Source organism: Enterococcus sp. 7E2_DIV0204, assembly GCF_002140855.1.
Classification (GTDB): Bacteria; Bacillota; Bacilli; order Lactobacillales; family Enterococcaceae; genus Enterococcus_L; species Enterococcus_L lemimoniae.
Genome location: NZ_NGKY01000001.1, coordinates 3,068,622 through 3,082,735, shown reverse-complemented (window position 1 = coordinate 3,082,735; position 14,114 = coordinate 3,068,622). Strand labels below are relative to the sequence as shown.

Genomic DNA, 14,114 nt, shown 5'->3' with positions numbered 1-14,114 from the left:
TATTTATTTTACAGGAAAACGTAGCATAACTGTTGTACCTTTTGGGTCTGTATCTAGTAAGTCGATTTTTCCTTGGTGTTCATCTACGATCCATTTAGCAATAGCTAACCCGATTCCGTATCCACCTGTTTTACGGTTCCTAGACTCTTCTCCTCGATAAAATCGTTCAAAAACAGCGCTCTTTTTTTCTGCAGCAATTCCAATGCCAGTGTCGCTAATCTTAAGTAGCCACTCGTTATTTTTGACAGTCGAAAAGACAGTTATTTTTTCACCAGGAGCGGTATACTTTAGAGCATTATCCAACAAGATAATCAGTAACTGATGAATTCTTTTCTTATCGAAAAGCAATTGTTGTTCTTCTCCTAAATCAATAATGAACTCTTTTGCTTCTGCAGTAGCCAATTCTTGATATGGTATGAGTACAGTTTTTAAAAAACTGTTGATTTTTACAGGTTCTTTTTCCAATGTCAACGAGTTGGAATCTGATCGTGCCAATAAAAGTAAGTCACTAGTCAGTTGGCTCAGGCGTTGTACTTCATCTAGTGATAAAGCAATCGTTTCTGACTCTTCTAAAATAGTATGGTTTGGTTTAGTAAATAATTTCTCTAATTTTGCTTGGATGATCGTTAATGGTGTTCGCAACTCATGAGAAGCATTTTCAACAAATTCTTGCTGTTTTTTCCAAGAAATCAAAATGGGTTTCATAAACCATTTTGAAAGAAAGTAACTTAAAGCGATCGACAATAACCCGAAAATAATCATACAGATAATTAAGATTTGTTTGAATTGCTCAACCGTTCCTTTAATCGGATCAATATTTACTAGAAGTTGAACATAAGCGACCTGTTCTGAATTCGTAACCGCTAAAGTGATTGAGCGAAACTGTAATGAACGATTGTTACTATCTTTTGTTTGAACGCTAGTGATTTTATTTAAGTCATCCGTTGATAACGTTAACTTCTGAAAGTCATAAAAACGCGAACCTAATTCAGCTTCATTGAGTATGTCTCCCTCTTTAGACCAAAGAATCACCTGTTGTTGAAAATTATTAGGTGGTGGTGTATCAAATTTGGCTAGCTGAGAGGGATCGCCTTGCGTGCGCTCTACTTGGAGTAATTGATGCGATAAAAATTTTTGATCTTGGGAAAGTCGCTTTAGATCATGATCAACTGTTTGATAAATTGATGTTTGGACTAATTGAAAAACAATCAAGCCTAGGATTAAAAAGATACTTGCAAATGAAATCAAATTGATCAGAAAATAATGGATTCTCTGCTTTTTACTCAGTTGTTTATTCATGTTTCACATCCTCTGGTACTTCAAAAAGGTAACCAACATTACGTAAGGTCTTAATCCAACGATCGATGCCCCATGGCTTCAAGTTCTTTCTTAAATTACTCATATAGACTTCAACAACAGTGAGTGTTGTATCTGATTGAAAGCCCCAAATGCGGTCAAATAATTGATCTTTCGTAATGATTCGTCCCTGATTTTGCATCAAGTAGTGTAATAAATCAAATTCTTTTCCTTGCAGCGTGATTTCATTGCCATTAAAACTGGCTTGTCGATTATCTAACTCTAAACATAGCGGTCCGATCACTAGCTCATTTTTACTGTTCATTCCTAATGATCGACGAGCCAGTGCCTGAACACGCAGTAATAGTTCTTCGCGATGAAATGGTTTGGTTAAATAGTCATCGCCACCATTTTTAAACCCATTCACTTTATCTTCTAAGCCATCTTTAGCGGTTAAAATCAGAACCGGTGTATAGATGCTTTTTTTTCTCAATGCCGTCAAAACCTGTTCACCAGATATGGTCGGCAACATTAAATCTAGAACGATTAAATCATAGATCCCACGTTCACCCTCGTACAGTGCTTCTGCTCCATCATAAATTTGCGTGATTTCACCGATTTCAGATAAAATCTCTAAAATGCTATCCGACAAAATTTCGTCATCTTCAACTAATAATATTTTTAACAGTGCTCTTCACATCCTTTAAGCTCAAAAAAGACGTGCCAAAAGAGTTTTCTTTGTCACGTCTTCTGAGTTCTTTAATTGCTTTTATTTTGCCTATCGCTTACTTTTCGTCTTTTTCACTTGTATCTTGCTTTTTATCTTGCCAAGATTTTTCAGCAGAGTCTTTTGTTTCTTTTTCAACTGCTTTGGCATCTGTGATCTCTTTTTCGACATCTTCAAAATCTAAGCGGGTAATTTCTCCGCCTAATTCATTCATAATCAACTGATTTAAAGGGCGATTGTCATCTTCTTCAGCAATCAGAATGAGTCCTGTTTCGCCTACACCGATTTGTTTTGTCACATGTTCAAAAACTGTTTGTGCACCTTGAATCTCTTTAGCATCTTGAGAAGCACCAAAGAGACTTCCTGCAAACCAACCTAGTAAAATTCCTAGCGGACCGCCTAAAATGCCGATCAACATACCGATCATACTATTTTTTGATGTATGATTATTACCAGTAAAGTCTAAGAAATCATCAATTTTAAATTGATGAACCCCATCGTTTATATGGGTTACAACAGCCATTTGCTCTCCTTTGATTTTTTTCTCAACATACAATTTTTTTATCTCTGAAAATGCTTGGTAAGCTTGGCTCTCTACTTCAAAATGCATAATAATAACACGTTTCGACATTTGACCACCTCGTTCTATTTGATATCCTTATTCTATCAATAAACTAGTCACTAGTGCAATGAAAATCAATTATCTGGGTCCTTGGTCGCCAGGTCCGCCCCCCATTTGACTGCCGGTGACTACCGCACCAGATTGATCAACTGAAGTTAATATGCTATCAAGGGTAATTTTGGCTAGCTCTGTTCCATTTGTATAGTTGCTATTGCTGTATAAACCATTTTTAGCTGTGCCTGATTCTTTACCACCAGTAAATAACGTTATAGTTTCTCCGACTTTTAGGTTTGGCGAACTAATGGTAATATGAGAAAAGTCTTTGTCTGGAGCAAGGGAAATAATCGAATCACCTGCAGCATTTTCCAAGTGAACCACTGTTCCAGCTTTTTGTGTTTCGTCAAAATATAAACTTAAGGATGCTTGGGTAGAAACGTCGCTTGCACTCATCGCCATACCTGCGCTACCGCTTGCTGCCAATAGACCACCAGTCATAGTGAAGGTTCCATCATAATCAAGGGCTGCATTACCGTTATCAGTAGGTCCATTTACAATCAGCGTTCCATCTGTCATCCGAACATCCCCATTGCTGTCAATACCATCGCCATCAGCATTTACGTAGGTGGTTCCACCATTTATTTCGATAAATTTAGTACTATCTCCACCACCACCTGGTTGGCCGCCAGGTTCTCCAAATGAGTCTGGTCCAAATTGACCACCAGCTTCTGCTTCGCCAGAACTGCCTCCTGCAGCATTGATTCCATCGTCTGATGCGTTGACAGAAATGTCCCCGTTATTAATGGTCACGGTTGCACCTTCTAACCCTTCATACGAATGGCTAACATTGATCGTTCCGTTATTGATCAACAAATCAGTATCCGCATGAATACCGTCATCACCACTTGCTAACGAAAACATTCCGTTATTGATCGTAACAGTCGCATTTGAATGGATTGCATCATCAGCTGTGTTTAAATCAAATTCTCCATCCTCTATAATAATATTACCAGAAGCTTTTAAACCTTTGTAACTAGCCGTAGTATCAATTGATTGATCGTCATAACCTTTTGCTGTCTGAATTTGGATCTCAGCTTTCCCGATCGATAAGTTAGTTTCTGCTTGAATCCCATCATTTCCTGATTGAACCGCAAATATCCCACCATCGATAGCGATCCACCCTTTATCTGTATCAGTACTATTATTGGCTTGAATTCCATCTCCTTCAGTAGTTGTTAGCGTAAATGTTCCATCTGCAATTGATACGGAATCTTTGCCTTTGATTGCATTATTTTTAGCAGTGACTTTGATTGTTCCATTGGTAATCACTAAATCGTCTTTGCTGCGAATCCCGTTGCTGTAGTTGCCACTAACTTCTAGATTACCAGTCCCATTAATCGTTAAATCATCTTTACTATAAAATGTAGCATCGGGTTCGGTTTGATCAGTAGTAGTAAATGTATAGTCAGAACCATCTGAAAGAGTATTGTTTGTTCCTTGAGCTAAAGTTGTAATCACTTTTTTAGCTTGCTCAACGTAAATGGCTGAAGAAGAGTCATTTGTTATTTCAACATTATTTAAAACTAAATGAACTGTTTCCTCGTTAGCGTTGATTTTCAGTTGGCCATGGTAATTCCCCGTTATAATATATGTTCCACCAGCAGTAATTGAGACGATCTTATCTTTTTCAGAGACGCCTGAACCGGTAATGACGCTACCAGAGTCCTTTAACTCGATTGTTGTTGCGGTATTTTTATCATATTCTTCATCAAAATCTTCATCTTCATACACACCATATTTGTTGTCAGCTGTTTTTGTTGCTTCTTGAACCGAGACGACCTGCTCTGAATTTTTTGTTGTCGATGTTGTTGTTTTGACGGTCTCTTCTTTTGCACAACCAGCCAATAGAGTAATAAGCAACAGGCTTAAGATCGTTAAGTTGAATTTCGTTTTTTTCATTATAAGCACCTACAATTCTTCTCTATTTGTCGAAACTTTCCCAAAAACAATCGTTAAATTACCATTTCTAACACGCATTGCGTCCATCAATTCCTTTTCTTTTTGGTTATCCTTTAAGGTAACACGATACCGTAATTCATATAAACTACCCATGTTTGTCGTTTTTACTGAGTCCAAATTTGCCGCATAGGTATATTGTTGAAACAGGTCATCAAATAAACCAGGATAATCTAAATCTTCAGGAATCGTGATTTTTATTTCTCTTTCTGCAACTTTTTGTTTCTCCCCAAAGTGAATGGTGTTCAACAGGATTAAAAACAATGCGATAACAATGGAAAATAAAACAATATAATGAACATAACCCATCCCAGTTGCCAAACCAATGCCCATTGACCAGAAAATACTGGTGATCTCTCTAGCCCCTCCAGCTACAGAGCGAAACCTGATCAAACTGAATGCACCTAAAACCGCAACACCAGTTCCTAAATTACCATTAACTAACATGATCACTAATTGCACCAATAGTGGTAAAACAGCTAACGTAATCACAAAGTTTTTACTATAGACATTTCGATACATATGGACACAAGCTACTAAAAGACCTAATAAAACGGATGTAACAATACAGACTAAAAGCTGCTTTAATGATAACTCAACTGAACTTTCTACTAATAAACTAGATAACATGACTAAATTCCTCTCTTTGTTTACTACTTAATGGGTTTAATGTATAGAGATAACGTTGATATGTTTGCGCATACTTTGAAAAGGAAGTTGGATACAATTCTAGTTCAGTCAAAATTTCTGAAAACCATAAAGGATAGGCACCCAAAGCTTTAACTTCCATCAACACATCGATTTCCGGTGCTACTCGCTCTCCTTTGTCATCTAATTTATGAGATAAATTTTCTTTTCGATAGCGAATATCAAAATCAAATGTCACTCTAAATTCTTCGTTTTCACAAGCGAATAAAGCTCGTCTGTCATATGCAATCATCACTTTAGGTTCTAATCTCTTTCTAGCTAAAAGCCAGTCGATTTCCTGTTTGATTTGCTGGTCTTTTCTTTTCGCTAATTCAAATGCATGTGGGTGCTGAATATATCCTTTAGCTGCATTATAGGTTAACGCCACTCTTCTTTTATAGACCACACCGCTGACTTTCTTTTTTATTTCTAAGAAGACATCAGATTCTGCTTTAGGAACACCATAACTACGGATTCTAAATTTTTCTTTATAAACAGGTTTGGTAACTGAATGGCGGATTAGTTCATAATCTTCCGTATCAAAATAAACTGAAATAATTGTATGTAGACCATAAGCGTCTTCTTGCATAAAACCATCTAACTTCTCTCTTAATTTTTGATACTGTTGTTCTGTCAGTGCATACTTTTTTTCTTTTCTTTGAAAGCTATTTTTTAGTTTGACCATTATTTTCTCCTCCTTTGACTAAACCCATTATAAAAAAGCAACCATAAACGAAGCTTAAAAAACGTGGTACAAAACTAATTTTTAGTTTTGTACCACGTTTTTTTATTACTATTCGTTAAACTGTTCATCAACCGTTGTAAAATACTTATTTCGTTTATACGACTAAGCTTCGTTCATTACTATACTGCTCATATTTTTTGTTTAGAGCAATATTTTCTAAGGTTTCAACTAGGATGTAGACTTCTTCGTAGGTATTATATAGCGCGATAGGCGCTAAACGAATGACATTTGGTTCTCTGAAATCAGGAATAATATTTGCTGCTTTCAAGGCCTTACAAATCCTGTAGGCTTCTTCATGCTCTAAACAGACATGGCCACCTCGTTTGCTATCTTCACGAGGATTTCCTACACAAAAACCATATTTTACAAGCCTTTCATCAATCAAATACATCAAGTATGCTGTAATCGACAAGGATTTTTCACGAATCTTGTCCATTCCTACTTCATTAAAAATCGCTAACGTTCCTTCCAAAGGTGCCATTGCTAAAAAGCTTGGGGATCCAATTTGCCATCCGCTTGCATCTTGTTGATGTTCAAATTCATGTTTCAATTCAAATTGTGTTTCATCCTTATTTCCCCACCAACCAGCTAAACCAGGTGTCTCTTTAAAATGTTTTTGATTCATATAAAGGCCCGCAATTGATCCAGGACCAGCTGATAAATATTTGTACGTACACCAAATTGCAAAATCTGGATCGACTTCTTTAAAATCCATTGGTATTGCCCCAATTGCATGGCATAAATCCCAACCAATCAGAATCCCTCTTTGATGGGCAGCTTTTGTTATTCGTTTCATATCTAAAACTTGTGAACTACGATATAAAACAGTTGGCAATAAGATGATGGCAACATCATCCGTCATGGCATCAATAACAGATGATTCATCAATCAATCGTCCATCTGCGCTTTTTACCACTTTTACGGCATCATTTGGATCATATCCTCTTAACTGTACCTGACTATCGATGGCATAACGATCTGTAGGGAAATTTAAATCATCAACTAGAATTTTATAACGATCTTTTGTCGGTTTATATAACGTGCTGATACATTGATGGATGTTGATCGTTGTACTCCCTGTAATGACGATTTCTTCTGGAAAAGCATTGATCAACGGTGATGTCATCTCGCCTAATTTTCCAGGATAATGAAACAATCCATCCCATAATTTGATTCCTTCTTTTTTCCAGATATCCAGCATATTTAGTAAGACTTTTTCAGCGTCTTTCGATGCCAAGCCCAAAGAATTACCATCCATATAAATTTCGCCAGGTTGGACATAAAAGCGATCTCTAATGCTTCTAAGTGGATCTTTTTCATCTAATTCTTTTGCAAATGCAAGAGTGGTTTGAAATTCTCTTTCCATTATTTGTCACCTTCCAAGTTTTTTATTTAAAGAAGTAATCAAAAATACTTCTTGTCAGCAAACTGAATTACAAGACTGCGTTCTGTTTAGTTAATTTAACAAATCCAAAAACAGCTATTAAAGCAATAACGCCCACGCCGCTAAGTAAATAAATAGCAATTATCCATGATTGGCTTGAGTCACTAATTTTTGTCACAATCGGCGTTCCAATAAAAATGCCGATATAATAAAATAAATTGATAAATGAAATACTGGTACCGATCAATCGTTCTTCTTTCACTATTTTTGGTGCTAAAATCATTACACATGAGGAAGCTAAACTGGCTCCAGCAGAAAGTGCAAAGAGCTGGGCGAAAAGTGTAAAACTGTTAGATAAAAAGCCCATCCAAAAGGTAGCCGCTAACATCAATAAAAATGAACAGAAAATAATAACTTGCCCCTTTTTAGTCTTATCGATCAAATAACCCGCCAATGCGCCAAATGGAATCCCGAATAGCCCAAAATATCCAGTGTAACTATTAGCTAAGGTCTCTGACAATCCGTATAGTTGTGTGTAAATTTGCGGATAAAGATTGATAAAGGCAAACAATATAAACGCCATGCAACCTTGTGCAAGTGCTAATAGCCAAATCCCCTTATTTTCTATTGCTTTTTTGAATGAACCTTTATCTGCTTGTGACCCAGTTTTGGATCGACTACGTGGTTCATCTAATAAAAAAAGATATAGACATAAAAAGATCATAGATAAAACAGCAATGATCAGCCAAAGTGAACGTAAACCGTATGATTTTGCTAATGGTTTAAATAAATTCATTGCTAGCATTGATCCTAATGCCGAAAAAGTTCCCCAAATCCCAGTTGCGATCCCACTACTGCTATCTTTAAACCAAAAGTTGATCAAAACAATTCCGACCATAATAATCATTGAAAAAGAAATTCCTTCAATGGCTCTTGAAATCAATAATGACCAAAAACTTTTTGAAAAGGCTCCCCAGATATTTCCAATTGCCAAGCAACCCATTAAACCTACTAATAATTTTTTAGGACCAAAGCGAGTAACGAACGCTCCGCCCGGGATTGCTAAAAAAATACCTGAAAGTGTGAAGATCGACATTAACCACGAGACCATTGAAAGACTTATAGCTAAGTCTGCCCCCAGTTCATTTTGAATTGGAACTAGTTTCAATTGACTTAAAGAAACAATCACTCCACCCAAATATAACAAAAGAAATTTTACCCATCTGTTTCTCAACATAAAAAAACTCCTTTTTAGTCTGTCTTTTAGCATGTAGAAACAATCTATTTATGAAAATACCATCAAATCATCTTACAGATAAACTAATCATAGCGAATTTGCTTGTCTCTTGTATATGAAGATATGAAGATATGAAGATATTGATAACGTTTTCTTTCAGATGTGTCAAAAGTATGCCAATTATTTTTACAATCTGAAATTAAATTGGGATCCTCCGTTTCTTTTTGATGCAGAAAATCACCTATAAGTCAAAAATCATATGGAAAAGCTAGTATTTATCCTCTATAATAAACTTACTAAATGAATCAGCTTAAGGAGGTAGACCATTGGATAAAACGGATCGTAAACTTCTACAAATTCTTCATGAAAATTCAAGAATCTCAATCGTTGAGTTATCTCAAAAAATTAATTTAAGTCGTCCGAGTGTGAAGGAACGAATCAACAAGTTAGTTGAACAAGGTATCATCAAAAATTTTACGATACAACTTTCAATGGAGCATATTAAACAAACCATTACGTTTTTCACTGAATTAAGTAATGTTACTTTGCCTGTCAGAAAAGTTTTAGCACTCTTAAAAGGGAGTCCTTATGTCAACGAAGTACATATTGTCAGTGGTGAAGTGAATTATTTGGTGAAAGCAACAGTGGCCAATACCACTGAAATGAAAGATTTGCTTGCAAAGTGGATGGAGTTTGCCAACGTTAAAAGCTCTGTCGTTTTGGAAACGCCAGTCACTAATCAGCTGCATTTTTTCAATAATGATTGTTAAGATCATTTTTCTAGCAAAATCACTAAACGATAGAAAAAAAGAGAACCAATGAAATTCATCAGCTCTCTTTTCTTCTATCGTTCTTTTTAATCTACAAATTCAAATTCATACTCGCCGATTCGAACAATATCGCCATCTTTAGCTCCACGTGCGCGTAAAGCTTCATCCACGCCCATGCCACGTAATTGACGAGCAAAACGCATAACACTTTCATCATGTTCAAAGTTGGTCATCTCGAATAGTCTTGCTAATGATTCACCAGACAAAATCCATGTTGCATCTGAATCACGATCGATTGTGAACTCTGATCCTGCTGGTTGGAAACCATAACGAACAGTATCCTCTACGATTTCTTCTTCATATAATGGGAATTCTGGCGTAACATCAATCAAATCAGCTGTTGCATTAAGCAACGGTTCAATCCCTTTACGTGAAACCCCAGAAATTGGGAATATTGGCAGATGATCTGCATATTCATCGGTACGTTCTTTTTCAATTTTTTCTTTGAATTTCTTTAAATTTTCTTCTGCTTCTGGCATATCCATTTTATTTGCTACAATAATTTGCGGACGTTCCATTAAGCGCATATTGTGAGAAGCTAGCTCTTTATTAATAGCTAGATAATCCTCGTAAGGATCGCGGCCTTCCATCCCGCTCATATCGATCACATGTAAAATAACTCTAGTTCGTTCAATATGACGTAAAAACTGAGTTCCAAGCCCAACACCTTGTGAGGCCCCCTCGATCAAACCAGGTAAATCTGCAGCGGCAAAACTTCGTCCATCACTCGTTGAAACCATTCCTAGATTAGGAACTAATGTTGTAAAATGATAGGCACCAATTTTAGGTCTAGCCGATGAAATCACAGATAATAAAGTAGATTTTCCCACAGATGGGAAACCAACTAAACCAACATCAGCTAATACTTTTAATTCTAGTTCGATTTTTCTTTCTTGCCCGGGTTCACCGTTTTCAGCAATTTCAGGCGCTGGATTTTTTGCTGAGGCGAAACGGATATTTCCGCGTCCGCCGCGTCCACCTTTTGCGACCGTCAATGTTTGACCATTTTCAATCAAATCTCCGATCAAGGTGCCAGTTTCAGCATCACGAACGGTTGTACCAGGGGGAACTTTAACAAAAGTGTTTTCCGAACCACGTCCGTGCATACCTTTGCTCATCCCGTTTTCTCCAGGTTGTGCTTTAAAATGACGATTAAAACGGAAATCCATCAATGTCCGTAATCCTTCTTCAACAACAAGGATCACATCTCCTCCTTGACCGCCATCTCCTCCAGCTGGTCCGCCATCTGGAACATATTTTTCTCTACGAAAGGCAACCATTCCGTCGCCGCCCTTACCGGCTTTGACATCGATTGTTACCTGATCTAAAAACATGGACATATTGTGTCCTCCTATCTTAAAGAAATTAGGATAAAATAGTTCACTTTTACCGTGAAATACTCTAACTCACCATTTCTTTGGGTTTACTTTTTTACAAATTTAGTTATTCGTTTACCTTCGCTTTTCGATAACATATTCTGTTTGAAAGCCTTTCTTATTGTAAAGGTTAAACCTAGATTTGTCTAGCCAAATTCGTTTTTATGAACTAGAATTAGCTGCTGTAGCAGATACAGCGATTGCCGCTGCTGCTGCACTAGCTTCTTGCGCCGTCATCATAGTGAGCGTTAATGCTGTTATATTTAAATTAGTATCATTAGATAAATCAGTCATTTCTGCTTGGATCAAGAGCCCTAAAGCCAAAGAATGGCAGAAGTCTTTATACAAACGTAAATTGGTCTTTTCTTCAAGTAGTTCTGAATAATCGCCTAACGCTTGGAAGTCAACCTTTTCATAGTGGCTAAAAAAACCAACGTGACAATACTATTATACAGCTCTGGTTTAGAGTTGATCCCCATCTGTCTCAACTCTTTATCGCTTCCATTGAAGTAACACAACAATTTGAGCGTTATTCATTCTCCCAACTCCTTTTTCCTATTAAAAGACAAGATTTTTGACAAAAATCTCAAAAGCGTTCATGCTACTAGTATAGCTGATATAATTACTTTTTTAAATGTGTGATTATTAAAAGCTAGTCATTTTAAATTTGTCGAGCATGGGAACTTGTTTTACGGTCATTTGTTTCTACTTAATAAGACAAGTTTGTTCATTTGCTCTAAATTATCAAAGGAGGAAATTTAGTATGACAGTAAAAGTAGGCATTAATGGATTTGGACGAATTGGTCGCCTTGCATTCCGCCGTATCAAAGAAGTTTCCGATGATATTGAAGTTGTAGCAATCAATGATTTGACAAGTCCAACGATGTTAGCCCAATTATTACAATTTGACTCGACACATGGTACTTATCCTGGAAAAGTGACAGCAACAGAAGATGCAATCGTAGTTGACGGTGAGGAAACAAAGGTTTATGCGGAAGCTGATGCTAGCAAACTTAAATGGGTAGCTGAAAATGGTGTTGACATTGTTTTGGAATGTACTGGTTTTTACGCCTCACAAGCGAAATCACAAGCACATATTGACGCTGGTGCGAAACGGGTTGTGATCTCAGCTCCAGCTGGTGACATGAAAACAATCGTTTATAACGTTAATGATGATACCTTAACGCCAGAGGATAAAATTATTTCAGCTGGTTCATGTACAACAAATTGTTTAGCGCCAATGGCTTATTTCTTAAATAATGAATTTGGGATTGAAGTTGGTACCATGACAACTGTTCATGCTTATACCTCTACCCAAATGTTGTTAGATGGACCTGTAAAAGGCGGTAATTTACGTGCTGCTCGTTCAGCAGCTGATAATACGATTCCTCATTCAACAGGTGCTGCTAAAGCAATTGGTTTAGTTATTCCAGAATTAAATGGGAAGTTACAAGGACATGCGCAACGTGTCCCAGTAGTCGACGGATCATTGACTGAACTTGTCTCTATTTTAAAAACAAAAGTCACTGCTGATCAAATTAATGAAACAATCAAAAAACATACAATTGATAATCCTTCATTTGGTTATGATGATCGTGAAATCGTCTCAGGTGATGTGATTGGGACAACCGAAGGATCCATTTTTGATCCCACGCAAACCGAAGTAACCACATCAGGTGATTTCCAACTAGTTAAAACAGTTGCTTGGTATGATAATGAATATGGTTTTACCTGCCAAATGATCCGCTTGTTAGAAAAATTTGCTAACTTATAAAGTAGCTTAACCAAAAAGCAGTCGCTCATGTTCGTTCATGAGCGACTGTTTTTGGTTAAGTTAAGCATTTTCAGCAATATAATACACTAGTTCTTCTGTTTCAGCCCAACCTAAACAGGGATCAGTAATTGATTGACCAAACACTTTGCCATCCGCTTCTTGGCGACCACTTTCAAGAAAACTTTCTATCATAAATCCGCGTACCCATTTTTTCATATCCTGATTCCAAGAACGATTGATCAAGGTTTCTTTCACGATCCGGACTTGCTCTTTATACTGTTTCCCTGAATTATCATGATTTGTATCGATCACGATGAATGGATTTTTATAATTACCAGCTTTATATAGAGCTACTACTTTTAATAAGTCTTCATAATGATAGTTAGGAATATTTTCACCATACTCATTTAATCCACCTCTTAAGACGACGTGTGCTAATGGATTAGAACTTGTTTCTACTTCAAGTCCATTGAAAATAAATTCTTGTTTTTGTTGCGCCGCATATAAGGAATTGAACAACACGTTCAAATTGCCGCTGGTCGGGTTTTTCATTCCTGTCGGCTGATCGATCCCGCTGGCAACAAAACGATGTTGTTGATCTTCCACAGAACGAGCGCCCACAGCGATATAACTAACTAAATCCTGAACAAATTCTAAGTTTTCAGGATAAAGCATTTCATCTGCAGTGGTTAAGCCCGTTTCACTAATAACACGATTATGCAAACTACGAACAGCCGCAATTCCTTTGATTAAGTTACTTTCTCCTTCTGGATTTTGCTGATGAAGTAACCCCTTGTAGCCATCGCCGTTAGTTCTAGGCTTATTCGTATAGACACGCGGTACCATAAAGATTTTATCTTGAACTTTTTCTTGTAGTTTTGCTAAACGCGTTACATACTCCATCACGGCTTCTTCATTGTGAGCAGAACATGGACCAATCACTAAAAGAATTTTTTGGCTTTTTCCCTCAATGATATCTTTTAACTCTTGATCCCGAACAGCTTTCAATTTTTCTTGCTCTGGTGTTAGTTTAGATAATGATTTGACTTGTTCAAAATTGATTGGTTGGCTCAATGCTTTAAAACTCATACGATAACGCCCCTTCATTTTTCTTATAATCAAACAATAAATTAAAGATCTGTAAAATAAAAAAAGCCTCACCCTTCTCATTACTGAAAAGGACGAGACCGAATTGATCCGTGTTACCACCTTTGTTTACAATCAGCTCACACTCATTGTCTTGTCAGGTACAAAATTATACCCTGGCACAATAACGGGTGCGCATAACCGTCACAGCCTACTTGATTCGGTGTGAAGTTCAAAGAGGAATTCAGATACATTAGGTTTGTGCGCCTCTCAACAACCGGCTACTTTCTGTACACCTGTATTATCTTACTAGTTCTTATCAAAACATTTATTGTTT

Annotated in this window: 13 protein-coding genes and 1 other annotated feature; of the genes, 3 read left to right on the top strand and 10 right to left on the bottom strand. The window is 36.8% G+C overall.

Annotated elements, in window-relative coordinates; all coding sequences use genetic code 11:
• Positions 1-3: 3 nt before the first annotated feature.
• The 8 genes from A5819_RS14305 to A5819_RS14270 all read right to left on the bottom strand — a co-directional run bounded on the left by A5819_RS14305 (position 4) and on the right by A5819_RS14270 (position 8,711).
• The gene (locus A5819_RS14305; protein WP_086279420.1) at positions 4-1,299 is read right to left on the bottom strand and encodes a cell wall metabolism sensor histidine kinase WalK; all 1,296 of its coding nucleotides are present in this window, start codon (positions 1,297-1,299) and stop codon (positions 4-6) included.
• Positions 1,292-1,984: a response regulator transcription factor gene (locus A5819_RS14300; protein ID WP_086279419.1), complete on the bottom strand. Its 693-nt coding sequence runs from the start codon at positions 1,982-1,984 to the stop codon at positions 1,292-1,294. The genes A5819_RS14305 and A5819_RS14300 overlap by 8 nt, the downstream gene beginning before the upstream one ends.
• A gap of 97 nt (positions 1,985-2,081) precedes the next feature.
• A complete protein-coding gene (locus A5819_RS14295) occupies positions 2,082-2,654 on the bottom strand; it encodes a DUF1269 domain-containing protein (protein WP_086279418.1) in 573 nt (190 codons plus the stop codon).
• A 69-nt stretch (positions 2,655-2,723) separates the two neighbouring features.
• Positions 2,724-4,601, bottom strand: coding sequence for a carbohydrate-binding domain-containing protein (locus tag A5819_RS14290; protein WP_086279417.1), 1,878 nt, complete (start codon positions 4,599-4,601; stop codon positions 2,724-2,726).
• A gap of 9 nt (positions 4,602-4,610) precedes the next feature.
• Entirely contained in the window at positions 4,611-5,288 is a 678-nt protein-coding gene (locus A5819_RS14285) for a DUF4956 domain-containing protein (protein WP_086279416.1), read from the bottom strand.
• Complete coding sequence (locus tag A5819_RS14280) at positions 5,278-6,030, bottom strand: polyphosphate polymerase domain-containing protein (RefSeq protein WP_086279415.1); 753 nt, start codon at positions 6,028-6,030, stop codon at positions 5,278-5,280. The genes A5819_RS14285 and A5819_RS14280 overlap by 11 nt, the downstream gene beginning before the upstream one ends.
• A gap of 154 nt (positions 6,031-6,184) precedes the next feature.
• Positions 6,185-7,456, bottom strand: a complete 1,272-nt coding sequence (gene kynU / locus A5819_RS14275) for a kynureninase (protein WP_086279414.1) — start codon at positions 7,454-7,456, stop codon at positions 6,185-6,187.
• Between the two features lie 67 nt (positions 7,457-7,523).
• Entirely contained in the window at positions 7,524-8,711 is a 1,188-nt protein-coding gene (locus tag A5819_RS14270) for a nitrate/nitrite transporter (RefSeq protein WP_086279413.1), read from the bottom strand.
• Positions 8,712-9,037: 326 nt separating this feature from the next.
• On the opposite strand from A5819_RS14270, the gene A5819_RS14265 reads away from it, so the two are divergent.
• The gene (locus tag A5819_RS14265; protein WP_086279412.1) at positions 9,038-9,481 is read left to right on the top strand and encodes an Lrp/AsnC family transcriptional regulator; all 444 of its coding nucleotides are present in this window, start codon (positions 9,038-9,040) and stop codon (positions 9,479-9,481) included.
• Positions 9,482-9,567: 86 nt separating this feature from the next.
• Here A5819_RS14265 and obgE read toward each other — a convergent pair whose 3' ends face one another.
• A complete protein-coding gene (gene obgE, locus A5819_RS14260) occupies positions 9,568-10,881 on the bottom strand; it encodes a GTPase ObgE (RefSeq protein ID WP_086279411.1) in 1,314 nt (437 codons plus the stop codon).
• A 178-nt stretch (positions 10,882-11,059) separates the two neighbouring features.
• Between obgE and A5819_RS19315 the strand changes: the two genes are divergently transcribed.
• Entirely contained in the window at positions 11,060-11,302 is a 243-nt protein-coding gene (locus A5819_RS19315; RefSeq protein ID WP_176271435.1) for a hypothetical protein, read from the top strand.
• 378 nt (positions 11,303-11,680) lie between these two features.
• On the top strand, positions 11,681-12,691 hold the full coding sequence (gene gap / locus A5819_RS14250) for a type I glyceraldehyde-3-phosphate dehydrogenase (protein ID WP_086279410.1): 1,011 nt from the start codon (positions 11,681-11,683) through the stop codon (positions 12,689-12,691).
• 60 nt (positions 12,692-12,751) lie between these two features.
• Here gap and A5819_RS14245 read toward each other — a convergent pair whose 3' ends face one another.
• Entirely contained in the window at positions 12,752-13,780 is a 1,029-nt protein-coding gene (locus A5819_RS14245; protein ID WP_086279409.1) for a 3-deoxy-7-phosphoheptulonate synthase, read from the bottom strand.
• Between the two features lie 85 nt (positions 13,781-13,865).
• Positions 13,866-14,109 (bottom strand) — a binding site (T-box leader).
• Between the last annotated feature and the right edge of the window lie 5 nt (positions 14,110-14,114).